Here is a 15,796-nt window from a genome sequence, read left to right as displayed (position 1 = left end):
ATGAACGAACGTACCCCTGTCATCGACGCCGTCTGTCACCTCATCCTGCTGGTGGGCGCGGCGCTCGTCTGCCTGCCGATCTATTTCGTCTTCGTCACCGGCTCGCTCTCACAGGCCGAGATCATGCAGGTGCCGATGTCCTGGCTGCCCGGCGACCAGTTCTTCACGAATATGCAGACCGTTCTCAGCAGCGCCAATTTCGGCCGGCTCCTGCTCAACTCCTTCATCATCGCCTCGGGCATCACAATCGGGAAGCTGGCGGTCTCGGTGATCGCGGCCTTCGCCGTCACCTATTTCCGCTTCCCCTTCCGGATGACGGCCTTCTGGCTGATCTTCATGTCGCTGATGCTGCCGATCGAGGTGCGCATCGTGCCGACCTACGAGTCGGCGGCGAATGTCGCGCTGCCGCTCAACATCCTCGGCTCCTGGCTCGGCATCGAGGCTCTGGTCGGTCTCGACTGGAACCTGGTCAACACCTATTCGGGCCTGATCCTGCCGCTGATCGCCTCGGCGACCGCGACCTTCCTGTTCCGTCAGTTCTTCCTCACCATCCCCGACGAGCTCTGCGAGGCCGCCCGCATCGACGGCGCCACGCCCTGGCAGTTCTTCCGCCTGATCCTGCTGCCGCTCTCGCGCTCCAACATCGTGGCGCTGGCGATCATCCTCTTCCTGATGGGCTGGAACCAGTATCTCTGGCCGCTCCTGCTGACCACCGAGCCCGCCATGGCCAATGCCGTGATCGGCCTGAAGAAACTGATGCCGCAGAGCGACTCGCTGCCGACCTGGCATCTCCTGATGAACGCGGCCTTCCTGACGATGCTGCCGCCGACCCTCGTCATCCTCGTCCTCCAGCGCTGGTTCGTGAAGGGGCTGGTGGACAGCGGCAAATAGCCGGCGAATAACCCGCCAACAGGCAACAGGGCTCATCGACATGCGGATCATCGGTCATCGCGGCGCGCGCAACATCTGGGCGGAGAACAGCCTGAGCGGCTTCCGCAACACCTGCGGCTTAAGCGTCGACGCGGTCGAGCTCGATGTGCACCTGTCCAGCGACGGCGAGATCATGGTGATCCACGATCCGCTGCTCGACCGCACCACCGACCACAAGGGCCCGGTCGCGCATCTCTCGCGCGCCGCGCTCGCCAAGGTGAAGCTCGACGACACGCTCGGCGAGACGATCCCGACCTTGCCGGAGGTGCTCGACATCTTCGGCCCGACCGGGATCGAACTCGAGATCGAGATGAAGATGGACGCCTATGGCAATCCCTATCCCGGCCTGCTCGACAAGGTGATCGCGCTGGTCGAAGCCCGCAAGATGGCCTCCCGTGTCGTGCTGACCTGCTTTGTGCCGGAGGTGATCGAGGAGATCCGGGCCAAGGCCCCGCATATGCGCCGGCTCGCCTCGGTCGACCGCCGCTCCTGCGAGGCCTTCGGCGGCGTCGACCGAACCTTGCAGCGCTTCGTCGATCTCGGCTGCATCATCGCCGTCGAGCAATCGCTGCTACGGCTCTGCGTCGATCGTGCCGTCGGCATCGTTGGGCGCGACAAGCTCGGCGCCTGGGTGCCCAATACCGTGCGCGAGCTCGATTTCTGGCTGGGCCAGCCGATCTCGCAGATCACCAGCGACCGCCCGGACCTCGCCTTGATGCTGCGCAAGACAAGGCAGGCCTGAGCCATGGCAGTGCGCCTGTCCCGCGCCACGCTTGGACAGCTCGGGCCGTCAGTCGGCGTTCCCGGCTATCGGCGGGACGAGCTGAGCCCAGGCATCGTCCATATCGGCGTCGGCAACTTCCATCGCGCCCATCAGGCCGCCTATCTCGACGAATTGTTCGAGCGCGGGCTGGATCGCGACTGGGCCATCGTCGGCACCGGCGTGCGTGAGAGCGACGCCGAAATGGGACGCGATCTCGCCGCGCAGGATTTCCTGACCACGGTGGTGACGCAGGAGGCAGAACGCTCGCAGGCGCGCGTCACGGGCGCGATGATCGATTTCGTCGCGCCGGGCGACAGCGCGGCGGTTCTCGAAAGACTCGTCGATCCCCGCACGCGGATCGTCTCGCTGACCGTCACCGAAGGCGGCTATTACATTGATCCGGCGACGCAGGCCTTCGATCCCGGCCATCCCGATATCCTCGCCGATGCAGCCGATCGCCTCGCGCACCCGAAGACCGCTTTCGGCCTGATCGCCGCCGGGTTGCTGAGGCGCCGCGCCGCCGGCCTGCCGCCCTTCACCGTGATGTCCTGCGACAACCTGCCGGGCAACGGCCATGTCACGGCAGATGCCGTCGCCGGGCTCGTCGATCTCATCGATCCCACTGAAGCGCGGTGGATCCGTGAGAGCGCCGCCTTTCCGAACGGCATGGTCGACCGCATCACGCCGGCAACGTCCGATCGCGAACGCCAGGCGCTGCGCGACGATTTCGGCCTCGACGACGCCAGGCCCGTCTTCTGCGAGGACTTCCGGCAATGGGTGCTGGAGGATCATTTCCCGGCCGGCCGCCCGCGCCTCGAAGAGATCGGCGTCCAGTTCGTCGCCGATGTCGCGCCCTTCGAACTGATGAAGATCCGCATCCTCAACGGCGGACACGCGGCGATCGCCTATCCTGCCGGCCTGCTCGACATCCATTTCGTCCATGAGGCGATGCAGGACGGACAGATCGCCCGCTTTCTCTCGGCGCTTCTCGACGACGAGATCATCCCCGTCGTTCCCCCGGTGCCGGATACCGATCTCGCCGATTACAAGCGCACGATCGAGCGTCGGTTCGCCAATCCGAAGATCGGCGACACCATCCGCCGGCTTTGCCTCGATGGCTCCAACCGCCAGCCGAAATTCATCCTGCCGACGTTGCGCGATGCCTTGCAGAGCGGTCGCTCCATCGACGGCCTCGCGCTCGTCAGCGCGCTATGGTGCCGCTACTGCCATGGCGAAACCGAAAGCGGGCAAGCAATCGCGCCGAACGACCCGAACTGGTCGCGGCTGACGACACAGGCGCAGCAGGCCCGGCAAATGCCCGAAGCCTGGCTTGCAATGCAGGATGTCTACGGCGATCTCGGGACGAACCAGCGCTTCCGCGATAGCTTCAGGATGGCGCTGCAGCGTCTCTGGCGGTCAGGAACCCGCGCGAGCCTCGAACATTACCTCGCCGCGCGCCGCTCCTGAGAGAGCGGCCGCACGGGCCGGGCCAGGGCGGGCCAACGGCTCGCCTGCCCTACGCGACGTCGTGGCAGTGAATGCCCGCGCGAAGCTCCACATACTTCCGGCGCGTTTCGGCAGTGTTCGGTAGGCCGCTTTCCTGGAGCCAGGCAAGAAATTCAGCCGGCTTGATCGTGACGATTTCCAGCGCTCGCCCTCGTGCGAGCCAGGCATTCATCACCGCCACCGCATTTTGATGCCAGGTCTCATAATCCGAGGGCATCTGATCGCGGTCGTGAGCGAGTTCCCAGAGCCGGGAGAAATCCTCCCGCTCGTACCACGGCATCGCAACCGTGTACGCCTCGACTGTCGGTTTCACGTTGAAGCCGATCGTCCGCGCGCGGCGCGGAAACTGAGAGTGCCAACCGCCCGGGCGGGGTTGCCGGCTCGCGAAAATTTGGCGCGAACAGCGCGCGGAAGTCAATGCAGAACGTCTCTCGACTGAGGGGCAAGCACTCGCATCCCCTCAGGGCTTGCCGGTTCCGTATCGACTGCGGAGAGCCACATTGGAATTGTTCCATGTTCGTAGAGCATGGCGGCTGCGCGGGGTTTCCGATTGATCCCGCCCGATCCGAGGCAGAGCTTGCCGATAGCGGAGCCGGCACCTCCTGGCTCACGCCGATCGAAAAGGCTGCCCGATGCCGCGCACCTCGTCTTTCAGTCGCCGCCGCTTCCTCTCCTCCACCGGCCTGCTCTTCCTGATCGCATCGGTTCCCGGCGCCCGCGCCGCCAAGCATTCCGGCACCCTGCCCTGGAAGCCCTTCGCCGCCCTGCCACCCGAGCCCTTGCCCGGTGGGCGCTGGTATGCGCTGACGCCGGATGAAGCCCGCACCGTCGAGGCGATCGTCGACCGGCTGATCCCGGCCGATGAGCTCAGCATCGGCGGCAAGGATGCCGGCTGCGCCAGCTTCATCGACCGCCAGCTCGCCGGCAGCTACGGCTCATCGGACCGGCTCTATATGCAAGGCCCCTTCGCCGCCGGTTTGCCGACGCAAGGCTATCAGGGGGCCGAGACGCCGGTCGCGCGCTACCGGGCCGGCCTCGCGGCGCTGAACAAGCACGCGCAGGCGCAGTTCTCCGGCAAGAGCTTCTTCGACCTCGCCGCCGCCGAGCAGGATCAGGCCTTGAAGGATTTCGAAGCCGGCAAGGTCGACTACAAACCGGCCGCCGGCTTCTTCAACCTCGTGCTGCAGAACACGATGGAAGGCTTCTTCGCCGACCCGATCTATGGCGGCAACAAGGACATGGCCGGCTGGAAGTTCATCGGCTTCCCCGGCGCCCGCTACGATTACCGCGACTACATCACGGCCCATAACAAGCCCTTCCCCCTGCCACCCCTGTCGATCGCGGGACGGCCGGAATGGAAGACCGGCGACAAGGCAAGCGGGAACTGAGACATGGCCCGGAAACTCCCCCGCAAGGATGTCGTCATCGTCGGGCTCGGCTGGACCGGCTCGATCCTGGCCCATGAACTAACCGATGCCGGTCTCGACGTCGTCGCGATCGAGCGCGGCCCCTGGCGCGACACGGCGACCGATTTCAACGTCGCCTATGCCCCCGACGAACTGCGCTACGCTGTGCGCAAGGACCTGTTCCTGCAGCCGGCGCAGGAAGCCATGACGATGCGCAATGACGTCTCGCAGACGGCGCTGCCGATGCGGGACTACGGCTCCTTCCTGCCCGGAACCGGGGTCGGCGGCGCGGGCACGCACTGGAACGGCCATACCTGGCGCTTCTTCCCAAGCGATTTCGCGCTGAAGACCCATCTGACCGAGCGCTACGGGGCGGACCGGCTTTCCGAGCTCCAGATCCAGGACTGGGGCGTCTCCTATGACGAGATGGAGAGCGCCTTCGACCGTTTCGAATATCTCTGCGGCATCTCCGGCAAGGCCGGGAACCTCAACGGCGCGATCCAGCAGGGCGGCAACCCGTTCGAGGGACCGCGCAAGCGCGACTATCCGCTGCCGCCGATGCAGATGACCTATGCGCCGACCCTGTTCGCGGAAGCAGCGCGCTCCAAGGGACTGCACCCCTTCCCGACGCCCTCGGCCAATCTCTCCGGCGCCTATGTCAACCCGCTGGGCATCGCGATGGGCCAGTGCACGGCTTGCGGCTTCTGCGAGCGCTTCGGCTGCGCCAATTATTCGAAGTCGAGCGCGCATACGACCGTGCTGCCGGTGCTGATGCGCAAATCGAATTTCGAGGCGCGCACCGAATGCGAGGTGCTGAAGATCAACCTCGCGGCCGATGGCAAGACCGCGACCGGCGTCACCTATATCGACGTCAACGGCGAAACCTTCGAGCAGCCGGCCGATCTCGTCCTGCTCAACGCCTACGGCCTGTTCAATGTCCGGCTGATGCTGCTCTCCGGCATCGGCAAGCCTTATGACCCGGCGAGCGGCGAAGGCGTGGTCGGGCGCAACTACTGCTACCAGACCAATGCCAGCACACAGGTCTTCTTCGAAGGCAAGCACATGAACCCGTTCATCGCGGCCGGTGCGCTTGGCCAGTCGCTGGACGATTATAATGGCGATGCCTTCGACCACGGCCCGCTGGACTTCGTCGGCGGCGCCGGCATCAACTGCATCCCGACCAATGGCCGCCCGATCCAGTACCGGCCGGTGCCGCCCGGCACGCCGCGCTGGGGCTCCGCCTGGAAGAAGGCGACGAAGCAGTACTACAACAACACGCTGATCTTCTCGTCGCAGGGCTCCTCCTACGCGACACGCGGCAACTATCTCGACCTCGACCCGACCTACAAGGACCGCTTCGGCCGGCCGCTGCTGCGTGTGACCTTCGATTTCCCGGACAACGACATCCGCATGTCGAACTGGGTCAGCGACCGCATGAAGGAGATCGCCGACGCGCTCGGCGGCAAGCAGGCGGTGGTCGGCAAGCAGCGCAAGGGCTGGAACTCCGTCCCCTACCAGAGCACCCACAACACCGGCGGCGCGATCATGGGCACGGACCCGAAGACCAGCGCCGTCAACCGCCACCTGCAGGCCTGGGACGTGCCGAACGTCTTCGTTATCGGCGCCTCCGCCTTCCCGCAGAATGCCGGCAAGAACCCGACAGGCCCGGTCGGCGCGCTCGCCTACTGGGCCGCGGATGCGATCCGCAATCATTACCTGAAGAACCCCGGCAAGCTGGTGGAAGCATGAAGAAGGCAGCGCTCATCGCCGGCCTCGCGGCCGCCACCGTCTTCGGGGCGAAGGGCTTCGCCTCCGACCTGTTCGACCGCATCGAGGCCGGCCGCTATCAGGCTGTCCTGGCCGATTGCTCCGCCTGCCACACCAGACCGGGCGGCAAGCCCTTCGCCGGCGGCCTGCCGCTGCAAACCCCCTTCGGCGCACTGGTACCTCCGAACATCACGCCCGATCCCGAGACCGGTATCGGCAGCTGGAGCTATGCTGATTTCCGCAATGCGCTGAAGACGGGCATCGGCAAGGGCGGCAAGCGGCTTTACCCGGCGATGCCCTATCCCGCCTACGCGACGATGAAGGACACCGACATCGCCGATCTCTGGGCCTATTTCCAGAAGGTCGAGCCGGTGACGAACCACGTCGTCTCGAACCAGCTCCCCTTCCCGTTCAGCATCCGCGCTTCGGTGATCGGCTGGAACTGGCTCAACTTCTCGCCGAAGGAGTTCCAGCCTGATCCCGCGAAGTCGGCAGCCTGGAACCGCGGCGCTTATCTCGTCAACGGCGCCGGCCATTGCGGCACCTGCCATACGCCGAAGAGCCTGACAGGCGCCGACAAATCAGGCGAATTCCTGAGGGGCGGCAGTCTCCAGAGTTGGTACGCCCCCAACCTGACCGGTGATCCGCATAAGGGCCTCGGCAGCTGGTCGACTGACGACATCGTCTCCTATCTGAAGACCGGCGCGAACCGCTTCGACATCGCCTCGGGGCCGATGGCGGAAGCAATCACCCAGTCGACCAGCAAATGGGCCGATGCCGATCTCCAGGCGGTCGCGGCCTATCTCAAGGACATCAAGAGCGACGGCACGCCCGCCCCGCAACCGCTTGCGGCAACCGATCCGGCAATGGCCGCCGGCAAGGCGATCTATCTCGACCGCTGCTCGGCCTGCCACAACTCGACCGGCGCGGGCCAGGCCTCGCTCTTCGCGACCCTCGCCAAGGCTCCGGTGATCAACAGCACCGACCCGACCTCGCTCATCCGCGTCGTGCTGCAGGGCAGCCAGGCCGTCGCCACCACGGCCCGGCCGACGACGCCTGCCATGCCGTCCTTCGGCTGGAATCTCGGCGATGCCGATGTCGCGAACGTGCTGACCTATGTCCGCAACAGCTGGGGCAACGCCGCGCCGCCGGTGACATCGGGACAGGTCAAGGATCTGCGGGCGGCGCTGAAGCGATAGGGTTCGCCGACCTCCGCAGCGATCAGGCCTCGATCGCGCAGCCCAGCCGCGCCAGCGTGGCGTCGATCCAGCTGCGATCGTCCTTGCCCTGCTCGATCGCCTGCATCTTCTTTTCTTCCATCGCGTGCTTCTTGTGGGCGGCGGCATAGATCGTCTCCGCCTGGTCGAAGGGCACGCAGAGGATGCCGTCATCGTCGCCGATGACGAGATCGCCCGGCTCGATCACCATGCCCTCGATCGCGATCGGCACGTTGATCTCACCGGGGCCGTCCTTGTAGGGGCCGCGATGGCTGATGCCGGCGGCATAGATCGGCAGGTCGTTCTCACGGATCCAGGCGGAGTCGCGCACCGCGCCGTGAAGCACGATCCCGGCGATGCCGCGCTTGCGGGCATGGGCGATCATCAATTCGCCGATCAGCGCATTGGTGAGATCGCCACCGCCATCGACGACAACGACGTCGCCGGGAGTGGCGAGGTCGAGCGCCTTGTGGATCATCAGGTTGTCGCCCGGCCGCGTCTTCACGGTAAGCGCCGGTCCGGCCATCACGCCACCGCGATGGAGCGGGCGCAGCGAGGCGCCGCCGGCCATCATCCGCGACATCGAATCGCTGACATTGGCGACCGGGACCGTACGGAAGCGCGCGACGAGTTCGGCCTCGACCTGGCGGCGGCGCTTGAGGATGCGAAATCCGATCATGGGACGTCCTTGGTGATTGCAGCTTGCCGGTCCGGCGAACCGGACGGCGCAGCGGCTGGGAGAATGAGGTGCTGCGAAACGGGCGGTTGCGCCGGCGTGCTCAGGTCGCGCTGGCTTCCTCTTCCTGATCGACGCGCGCCTTGCCGCGGCGGATGGCGGGCAGGGCCATGCTGACGAGCAGCAGCAGCGAGAGCGAAAGGAAGGTCAGGCTGATCGGGCTCTTCACGAAGATCGAGAGATCGCCTTCCGAGAGCAGCAGCGCCCGGCGGATGTTCTCTTCCATCATCGGGCCGAGCACATAGCCCAGCACCAGCGGCGCGGGAGGGCATTTCAGCTTCGCCAGCACATAGCCGAGCACGCCGATCGCCGCGCAGAGATAGACGTCGATCGCGCTGTTGTTGAGGCTGTAATTGCCGAGCGCGCAGAACATCACGATCGCCGGAAACAGCCAGCGATAGGGAATGCTGAGCAGGCGGACCCAGAGGCCGACCAAGGGCAGGTTCAGCGCGACGAGGAGGGCGTTGCCGATGAACATGCTGGCGATGACGCCCCAGAACAATTCGGGATTGCGCGCCATCACGGTGGGACCGGGCTGGACGCCGTTCATGATCAGCGCGCCGAGGATCAGCGCCATGGTCGCGCTGCCGGGAATGCCGAGCGTCAATGTCGGGATGAAGGCGGTCTGTGCGGCCGCGTTGTTGGCGGCTTCCGGCGCAGCGACGCCCTCGATCGCGCCCTGGCCGAAGCGGGACGGGTCCTTCGCCAGCTTCTTCTCGAGCATATAGGCGGAGAAGGACGAGATCGACGGGCCGGTGCCCGGCAGGATGCCGAAGAAGGAGCCGATCGCAGTGCCGCGCAAGGTCGGCAGGAACGAGGCCTTCAGGTCCTCCCAGCGCGGCATCAGGCCGCCGACATTCCTGGTGAAGACCTCGCGCGCCTCCTTCTGCTCCAGGTTGATGACGACCTCGGAGATCGCGAAGATGCCGACCGCGAGCACGGTGAAGCCGATGCCGTCGGCGAGCTCGGGCAGGCCGAAGGTGTAACGCTCAACGCCCGAGTTCACATCGGTGCCGACGAGGCCGATCAGCAGCCCGACCACGACCATGGCGAGCGCCTTGACCATGTCGCCATGGCTCAGCACGGAAGCCGCGACGAGGCCGAGCACCATCAGGGCGAAATAGTCCTCGGCGCCGAAGCGCAGCGCCCAGCTCGCCAGCGGCACGCCGAGCGCGACGATCAGCAGCGTGCCGATGCAGCCGGCGACGAAGGAGGAGAGCGCTGCGATCGCAAGCGCCGCGCCGGCCCGGCCGCGGCGCGCCATCTGGTAGCCGTCGAGGCAGGTCACGGCGGACGAGGTCTCGCCCGGCAGATTGACCAGGATCGCCGTGGTCGAGCCGCCATATTGCGCGCCGTAATAGATGCCCGAGAGCATGATGACGGCCGAGACCGGCGGCAGGCCGAAGGTGATCGGCAGCAGCATCGAGATCGTCACCAGCGGGCCCACGCCCGGCAGCACGCCGATCAGGGTGCCGAGCAGCACGCCGAGGAAGCAATAGGCCAGGTTCTGCAGCGACAGGGCGACGCCGAAGCCGAGCACGAAGTGATCGATGATCTCCATGATCAGAAATTCCACGCGAAGAGGGCGTAGGGCAGCTTCAGTCCCCAGACGAAGACGATGGCGGCGAAGACCGACATCACCGCCGTCAGGACGAGCACCTCCCGCGTCTTGAATTCATGGCCGGCACGGGCCGAGACGAAGAACAGCGCAGCAAGCGCCGGCACCAGCCCCACCCGCTCGAGCAGGAAGCCGAAGAGCAGGAGCGAGGCGCTCAACAGGGCAAGCGGCAGCCAGCCCCATCCGCCCTCGACGGGCATGCAATGACGCAGCCCCCTGACGAAGATGACGATGCCGAAGCCGATCAGGACGAGGCTGAGGACGCGCGGGAAATAGCCCGGCCCCATGTCGATCGTGGTCCCGAACGTGTAGCCGAGCGCAATCGCGAAGCCGAGCGCGCCTAGTCCCATGAACAGCAGGCCGGCGAGGGCGTCCTGGTTCTTGAAGATGCTGGTTCTCATGGCCGATATCCGCAGGATGCCGGGCGGCACGGCTTGGCGCCGCCGGGACTAAGACTTTCTGGGATGGATGGTGCGACGTGCCGGGAAACCGCCGCCTTGCGGTGGCGGCCTCGGCCTGCGTATCGGCTCAGTTAGCGACCTTCACATCGGCCGCCTTGATGACCGCAGTCCATTTCGGCACGTCGGACTTGATCAGCGCGCCGAACTCATCGCTGCTCCCGCCGAGCGCCTCGGCGCCGGCCGAGCGCAGCTTGGCCTGGGTGTCGGGCTGCTTCAGCACCTTGTTGAGCTCGGTATTGATGCGCGCGACGATCGGCGCCGGCACGCCCGCGGGCGCCGCCAGACCCCACCAGGTCACAGCTTCGGAGTTCTTCAGGCCCTTCTCCTCGAAAGTCGGGACATCCGGCAGGTCGGCATCGCGCTTGGTGGCAAACACCGCGATCGGGCGCAGCGTGCCTTCCTTGATCTGCACCATCGCGGAGGGCACCGACGAGATGTAGATCTCGACGCGCCCGCCGAGCAGGTCCGGCAGCGCCTGGGCCGCGCCCTTGTAGGGAACGTGGCGGAACTTGACGCCGGCAAGCTGCTGCAGGAGTTCGCCGGCCAGATGCGAGCTTGTCCCGACGCCGGGCGAGGCGAAGGTGAGCTTGCCGTCCTTGGCCTTGGCCGCGGCAATGAGATCTTCGACCGTCTTCAAGGGCGAATCCTTGGCGACGACCAGCACCTGCGGCGCCGAGGCGACGAGGCCGATCGGCGCGAAATCCTTGATCGGGTCGTAATTGGCCTTGCCGAGGATCGGGTTGATCACGAGATTGGCGTTCTGCGCGAGGACGATGGTGTAGCCGTCCGGCGCAGCCTTGCCGGCGAGGCTCAGGCCGACGCTGCCACCGCTGCCCGGCTTGTTCTCAGCCACCATAGTCCAGCCCGTGCTTTCGCCGAGCTTCTGGGCGATGACGCGTGCGACGACGTCGGTGCCGCCGCCCGGCGGAAACGGAATGACGAGGCGGATCGGCTTCTCCGGATATTGCTGTGCCGATGCCGTCGTCGCGAGCGCCGACAGAGCGAGCGCGGCGAGCGCCTTGTAGACAATCTTCATGGTCTTCCTCCCGTTTGTTATGGTCGTCCGGTATCTGGTCCGGATCTTCAGGCAGCGAGTTCGGTCAACCTCGCGAGGCTGGCCGCATCCGGCTCTTCTCCATCGAGCACGGCGATGACATGCCGGGCGGCGATCTCGGCCATCGTCTTGGCCGATCCCGCGGTCACGCCGGCGATATGCGGGGTGGCGATCAGGTTGGGCAGCGCCCAGAGCGGGCTGTCCGCGGCCGGCGGCTCGACCGCGAAACTGTCGAGACCCGCCCCGGCGATCCGGCCTTCCAGCAGCGCGGCGACAAGCGCCGCCTCATTGATGAGGGCGCCGCGGGCCGTGTTGACCACCAGCGAGGTCGGCTTCATCAGGCCGAAGCGGCGCGCGTCGAGCAGATCGCGCGTGGCGTTGGTCAGCGGGCAATGCAGGCTGACGATGTCGGCTTCCGCAACGAGGCTGTCGAGATCGCGTTCGCAATCCGCCCCGAACTGCGCGATCGCCGCGCAGGCATGGGGGTCGTGCAGCAGGACGGTCATGCCGAGGCCCTGCGCCATCCGGGCAACATGCTGGCCAATCGAGCCGAAGCCGACAAGCCCGATCACGGTGCCGATGATATCGCGCCCGATGAAGCTCGGCTTCGGCCAGGTTCCGGCCTTCACGGCCGTGTCGAGGCGCGGGATGTCCTTCAGCAGGGTCAGGGCCAGTGCGATGGTGTGCTCGGCGACGGCGCGCGAATTCGAGCCCATCGCGCGGATGACCGGGATATCGCGTGAAGCGGCCGCCTGCAGGTCGATATTGTCGACGCCGACGCCGTGCTTGGCGATGACGCGCAAGCGCGGCGAGGCTGCAATGATCGCCTCGTCGACACGGCCCTGGCGGACGATCAGCGCATCGACCTGCAATTCAGCTGCACGTTGGGCCACCTGCTCGCTCGGCGCATAGGCCGGCGAGAAGAAGACGTCGACGTCATGCGCGTTGAGAAGCTGGATGGCGTTCTCAGCCAAACGGTCATGCGTGACGAGCACGCGCCTGCCGCGGGTGCGGGCACTGGTATCGGTCATCTCTGCGTTTCCTCACGGCTGCCTCGCATCCCGCTTCGCAGCGGTTGGGCGCCTTTCGGGAACACTATTGACCAAGGTGGCTATGCTCATATGCTGAAATAATGACATATATCAATGACCTTTTGTCATGAAACATCCGATCGACGGCATCGAGGCCTTCATCCAGATCGCCGAGCTCGGCAGCTTCAACAAGGCGGCCGAGAAGCTGCACGTCACGCAAACCGGCCTGACGCGGCGCATCCAGCGGCTCGAGGCCCATGTCGGGCTCAAACTGATCGACCGCACGACACGAACCGTCGCGCTGACCAGCATCGGCCGCGAATTCCTGCCGGAAGCCCAGCGTATGCTCGACGCCGTCGACCGCTCGTTCGAGCGGCTGAAGACGATGTCGCGCTTCTCGACCGGCGACATCACGATCGCCTCGGTGCCGTCGCTGATGTACGGGCGCCTGCCGCGCATCCTGAGAAGCTATGCCACGCGGCACCCGAACAACCGCGTCGAGATCCTCGACCGGACCAGCACGCTGGTCATCGAGGCGGTGCGCCGGCGCCAGGCCGAGTTCGGCCTGCATGTCCAGCCGCCGAACCAGCAGGACTTGCACAACGAGATCCTGGTCCGCGATCCCTTCGTCGTCTATTGCCGCAACGATCATCCGCTGGCCGGACGCGAAACCATCGCCTGGGCCGACCTCGCCGGCCAGGATCTGATCACGCTGGGCGGCAGCAGCGGCAACCGCCTGCTGATGGAAGCGCAACTGTCGCGCTCCGGGATCGAGGTGAAAACCAAATTCGTGGTCGAGTATTTCTCGAGCGCGATCGGGCTGGCCTCGGAAGGACTGGGGATCGCCATTCTGGTCGCTTCCCTCGTCGAGAACCTGCGCCCTGACCTCGCCCAGATTCCGCTGGTCGACCCGATCGTCGACCGGCCGGTCTCGCTGATCCGCCGGCGCGGCGAAACGCTGACTCCCGCCGCCCAGGCGCTCTACAACCTGATCGTCCGCGATCTCGGGCCGCTCTAGCGTTTTATTTTATCGCATTTTCTTCACGCGAACCGGCGTCCACTTCGCTCGAAAATGCTCTAGCGATCCCGCTACCGCAGCAGGAAGCCGTGCCGCAGCGGATCGTCGCGATCGATGATCCAGCTCGCCTGACCGCAGAGATGCGCACTGCCGAAGACTTCCGGGATGACGGCGTCGATCTCTCCCAATCTGGTCTCCTTCAGGACCCGCGCCGTCATGATCGAGCCGACGATGGATTCGTTGACCAGAAGGTGGCCGGGCTTGAGCAACCCCTTGGCATGGAGCAGCGCGGCCCGCCCGGCCGTGCCGGAACCGGTCGGCGAGCGATCCAGCTGCCGGTCAGCGAAGATGCAGCAATTCGCCTGTGTCGCACCGGGGTCGAGCGGATCGCCATCGATGATCGTGCCGTAGATATGGTTCAGCTCGGGTATCTCCGGATGAACCACCGGGAATGCTGCATTGGCGGCTGCCTTCACCTCGGCGCCGAAGCGGATCAGGGCCTCGGCCTTCTCCCGGCGGATCGTCAGGCCGAAGGGGCGGCCATCGGTGTAGAAATAGAAGGCGCCGCCGAAGGCGATGTCGCCGGTGACCCGGCCGTAGGTCGGCGTCTCTACGCTGACGTCGGGATAGAGCAGATAGGACGGCACGTTCACGAAGCGCACGCTGGCGGCGCGCCTGCCGTCCCAGGCGACGAAGGCCTCGATGAAGCCGCAGGGCGCGTCGATCCCCACCCGCGTTTCCGGCTCGGTGCGCTGGACCCAGCCGAGTTCGACGGCCGCGGTCGCGAGCGCGATGACGCCATGCCCGCAATGGTCGCTGTAACCTTCGTTATGCACGAAGATGACGCCGAAATCGGCATCGGGCGAGACCGGCTCGGTCAGGTAGCCGGCATACATGTCGGCATGGCCGCGCGGCTCGAAGATCAGCGCCTGCCTGACATCGTCGATGTTGTTCTTCACCCAGTCGCGCCGCTGCACGATCGTCTTGCCGGGCAGCCGCGGCAGCCCGCTCGTCACGATCCGGAACGGCTCGCCGCCGGTATGGGTCTCGATGGTCTGGATGACGCGGTCGGCTTGCATCGTTCCCCTTCGAGCTGTGCTGGCCGTGGTGCTGTGTCCGGCAGGGGCCGCGGCTGCGGCCCCGCGCCTCAATCCGACAGGCGCGCGAGCAGCCCGGCGATCAGGCGGGTGCGCCGCGCCAGACTGTCCACCTCGATATGCTCTTCCAGCGTGTGATAGCCGGCACCGAGCAGACCAAGCCCATCGAGCGAAGGAACTCCGGCCGCGCCGGTGAAATTGGCGTCGGAGCCGCCGCCGGCCGAGGCATGGCCGAGCTCCCAGCCAAGCTCCGCGGCGATACTACGTGCCTCCCGGTAGAGCGCCATCGTGCCCTCGTCGGGCTCCCAGACCGGGCGGGTGACGCCGCGCCCGACCGTGAAGCCCGTGCCGTCGGCCTCGCACTGCGACAAGGCGAGCATGCGCTCGACGCCGCGGTCGAGATCCTGCTGGCGCTTGGCCATGCTGAGCGCCTCGGCCCGGCAGGATGTCGGGACGCAGTTGACCCACTGGCCGCCCTGGATCACGCCGACCGAGAAGGTGCAGTCCTCGCCGGTCATCTCTTCGATGGCGAGCAGCTGCCGCGCCATCAGGCTGATGGCGGAGCGGCCGTCCTTCAGCCGCGAACCCGCATGGCTCGGCCGGCCTTTAGCCGCGAGATTGAAGCGGGCGATGGCATAGCGCCCGGTGACGACGCCGTCGCCCGGCTGACCGGGCTCCGGCACCAGCACGTAGCGGTGGCGGCGCGCCTCCTCCATGATCAATTCGCGCGTGCCGGGGCTGCCGATCTCCTCGTCGGAGGTGTAGAGCACCGTGATCGGCAGCGGCGTCGCAACGCCGGCTTTTGTCAAGGCGACGATGGCCTGCAGGCCGGCATAGGCGCCGCCCTTCATGTCGAGAATGCCCGGCCCGTAGCAGCGCGAGCCCTCGCGGCGGAAAGGCAGCTTCGCCAGCGTCCCGACCGGATGCACCGTGTCGAGATGCGACATCACCAGAATGCCGGGCTCGCCCTGGCGCGGATGCGGGAAGGTGGCGCGCACGCAGTCGCCTAGCCCCTTGGGTCCGGGGATGCGGGTGATGCTAGCGCCGGCCGTTGCGGTGTCGGCGGCGGCGAGGTCCATCATCCGGTTGACGGCAGCGGGGTCGAAAGTCGGGCTCTCGCACTCGATCCACGGGCGCAGGCCCCCGAGCAGCGCCTCGGTGTCGAGCGGCAGCGCGGCGATATCCATCCGAT

15 protein-coding genes are annotated in these 15,796 nt (G+C 66.3%); 7 read left to right on the top strand and 8 right to left on the bottom strand.

From position 1 onward, the window contains the following. From ugpE to AC1RLU_RS00500, 3 genes are read left to right on the top strand one after another with little or no spacing between them, the layout of a single operon-like run. Positions 1–891, top strand: a complete 891-nt coding sequence (gene ugpE, locus AC1RLU_RS00510; protein ID WP_492793443.1) for a sn-glycerol-3-phosphate ABC transporter permease UgpE — start codon at positions 1–3, stop codon at positions 889–891. A 40-nt stretch (positions 892–931) separates the two neighbouring features. After that, positions 932–1,672: a glycerophosphodiester phosphodiesterase family protein gene (locus AC1RLU_RS00505; protein ID WP_492793442.1), complete on the top strand. Its 741-nt coding sequence runs from the start codon at positions 932–934 to the stop codon at positions 1,670–1,672. Positions 1,673–1,675: 3 nt separating this feature from the next. Further along, complete coding sequence (locus AC1RLU_RS00500; RefSeq protein WP_492793441.1) at positions 1,676–3,160, top strand: mannitol dehydrogenase family protein; 1,485 nt, start codon at positions 1,676–1,678, stop codon at positions 3,158–3,160. Positions 3,161–3,209: 49 nt separating this feature from the next. On the opposite strand, the gene AC1RLU_RS00495 is transcribed toward AC1RLU_RS00500, so the two are convergent. After that, complete coding sequence (locus AC1RLU_RS00495; protein WP_492793440.1) at positions 3,210–3,512, bottom strand: hypothetical protein; 303 nt, start codon at positions 3,510–3,512, stop codon at positions 3,210–3,212. A gap of 319 nt (positions 3,513–3,831) precedes the next feature. On the opposite strand from AC1RLU_RS00495, the gene AC1RLU_RS00490 reads away from it, so the two are divergent. From AC1RLU_RS00490 to AC1RLU_RS00480, 3 genes are read left to right on the top strand one after another with little or no spacing between them, the layout of a single operon-like run. After that, on the top strand, positions 3,832–4,587 hold the full coding sequence (locus AC1RLU_RS00490) for a gluconate 2-dehydrogenase subunit 3 family protein (RefSeq protein WP_492793439.1): 756 nt from the start codon (positions 3,832–3,834) through the stop codon (positions 4,585–4,587). Between the two features lie 3 nt (positions 4,588–4,590). Beyond that, positions 4,591–6,354: a GMC family oxidoreductase gene (locus tag AC1RLU_RS00485; RefSeq protein ID WP_492793438.1), complete on the top strand. Its 1,764-nt coding sequence runs from the start codon at positions 4,591–4,593 to the stop codon at positions 6,352–6,354. Next, on the top strand, positions 6,351–7,571 hold the full coding sequence (locus tag AC1RLU_RS00480; protein WP_492793437.1) for a c-type cytochrome: 1,221 nt from the start codon (positions 6,351–6,353) through the stop codon (positions 7,569–7,571). Before AC1RLU_RS00485 ends, AC1RLU_RS00480 begins: the two co-directional genes overlap by 4 nt. Positions 7,572–7,593: 22 nt before the next feature. Here AC1RLU_RS00480 and AC1RLU_RS00475 read toward each other — a convergent pair whose 3' ends face one another. The 5 genes from AC1RLU_RS00475 to AC1RLU_RS00455 all read right to left on the bottom strand — a co-directional run bounded on the left by AC1RLU_RS00475 (position 7,594) and on the right by AC1RLU_RS00455 (position 12,489). Then, positions 7,594–8,268: an RraA family protein gene (locus AC1RLU_RS00475; protein WP_492793436.1), complete on the bottom strand. Its 675-nt coding sequence runs from the start codon at positions 8,266–8,268 to the stop codon at positions 7,594–7,596. A 100-nt stretch (positions 8,269–8,368) separates the two neighbouring features. Further along, a complete protein-coding gene (locus AC1RLU_RS00470; protein WP_492793435.1) occupies positions 8,369–9,886 on the bottom strand; it encodes a tripartite tricarboxylate transporter permease in 1,518 nt (505 codons plus the stop codon). 2 nt (positions 9,887–9,888) lie between these two features. Continuing rightward, positions 9,889–10,344 (bottom strand): tripartite tricarboxylate transporter TctB family protein, encoded by a 456-nt coding sequence (locus AC1RLU_RS00465; RefSeq protein WP_492793434.1) that lies wholly within the window; start codon positions 10,342–10,344, stop codon positions 9,889–9,891. A 127-nt stretch (positions 10,345–10,471) separates the two neighbouring features. Next, positions 10,472–11,440 (bottom strand): Bug family tripartite tricarboxylate transporter substrate binding protein, encoded by a 969-nt coding sequence (locus AC1RLU_RS00460; RefSeq protein ID WP_492793433.1) that lies wholly within the window; start codon positions 11,438–11,440, stop codon positions 10,472–10,474. Between the two features lie 47 nt (positions 11,441–11,487). Next, positions 11,488–12,489, bottom strand: coding sequence for a hydroxyacid dehydrogenase (locus AC1RLU_RS00455; RefSeq protein WP_492793432.1), 1,002 nt, complete (start codon positions 12,487–12,489; stop codon positions 11,488–11,490). Between the two features lie 127 nt (positions 12,490–12,616). On the opposite strand from AC1RLU_RS00455, the gene AC1RLU_RS00450 reads away from it, so the two are divergent. After that, positions 12,617–13,507, top strand: coding sequence for a LysR family transcriptional regulator (locus tag AC1RLU_RS00450; protein ID WP_061970442.1), 891 nt, complete (start codon positions 12,617–12,619; stop codon positions 13,505–13,507). Between the two features lie 71 nt (positions 13,508–13,578). On the opposite strand, the gene lhpH is transcribed toward AC1RLU_RS00450, so the two are convergent. Beyond that, complete coding sequence (lhpH, locus tag AC1RLU_RS00445; RefSeq protein WP_492793431.1) at positions 13,579–14,586, bottom strand: trans-3-hydroxy-L-proline dehydratase; 1,008 nt, start codon at positions 14,584–14,586, stop codon at positions 13,579–13,581. Between the two features lie 68 nt (positions 14,587–14,654). Further along, the gene (locus AC1RLU_RS00440) at positions 14,655–15,791 is read right to left on the bottom strand and encodes a M20/M25/M40 family metallo-hydrolase (RefSeq protein ID WP_492793430.1); all 1,137 of its coding nucleotides are present in this window, start codon (positions 15,789–15,791) and stop codon (positions 14,655–14,657) included. Between the last annotated feature and the right edge of the window lie 5 nt (positions 15,792–15,796).

It is taken from the genome of Allobosea sp. GW822-FHT05A11, from assembly GCF_058800455.1.
This window is presented reverse-complemented; position numbering and strand designations above follow the sequence as displayed.

Coding starts and splice junctions, on each gene's coding strand:
- ugpE (WP_492793443.1), top strand. CDS start 1: ATGAACGAACGTACCCCTGTCATCGACGCCGTCTGTCACCTCATCCTG.
- AC1RLU_RS00505 (WP_492793442.1), top strand. CDS start 932: ATGCGGATCATCGGTCATCGCGGCGCGCGCAACATCTGGGCGGAGAAC.
- AC1RLU_RS00500 (WP_492793441.1), top strand. CDS start 1,676: ATGGCAGTGCGCCTGTCCCGCGCCACGCTTGGACAGCTCGGGCCGTCA.
- AC1RLU_RS00490 (WP_492793439.1), top strand. CDS start 3,832: ATGCCGCGCACCTCGTCTTTCAGTCGCCGCCGCTTCCTCTCCTCCACC.
- AC1RLU_RS00485 (WP_492793438.1), top strand. CDS start 4,591: ATGGCCCGGAAACTCCCCCGCAAGGATGTCGTCATCGTCGGGCTCGGC.
- AC1RLU_RS00480 (WP_492793437.1), top strand. CDS start 6,351: ATGAAGAAGGCAGCGCTCATCGCCGGCCTCGCGGCCGCCACCGTCTTC.
- AC1RLU_RS00475 (WP_492793436.1), bottom strand. CDS start 8,268: ATGATCGGATTTCGCATCCTCAAGCGCCGCCGCCAGGTCGAGGCCGAA.
- AC1RLU_RS00470 (WP_492793435.1), bottom strand. CDS start 9,886: ATGGAGATCATCGATCACTTCGTGCTCGGCTTCGGCGTCGCCCTGTCG.
- AC1RLU_RS00465 (WP_492793434.1), bottom strand. CDS start 10,344: ATGAGAACCAGCATCTTCAAGAACCAGGACGCCCTCGCCGGCCTGCTG.
- AC1RLU_RS00460 (WP_492793433.1), bottom strand. CDS start 11,440: ATGAAGATTGTCTACAAGGCGCTCGCCGCGCTCGCTCTGTCGGCGCTC.
- AC1RLU_RS00455 (WP_492793432.1), bottom strand. CDS start 12,489: ATGACCGATACCAGTGCCCGCACCCGCGGCAGGCGCGTGCTCGTCACG.
- AC1RLU_RS00450 (WP_061970442.1), top strand. CDS start 12,617: ATGAAACATCCGATCGACGGCATCGAGGCCTTCATCCAGATCGCCGAG.
- lhpH (WP_492793431.1), bottom strand. CDS start 14,586: ATGCAAGCCGACCGCGTCATCCAGACCATCGAGACCCATACCGGCGGC.
- AC1RLU_RS00440 (WP_492793430.1), bottom strand. CDS start 15,791: ATGGATATCGCCGCGCTGCCGCTCGACACCGAGGCGCTGCTCGGGGGC.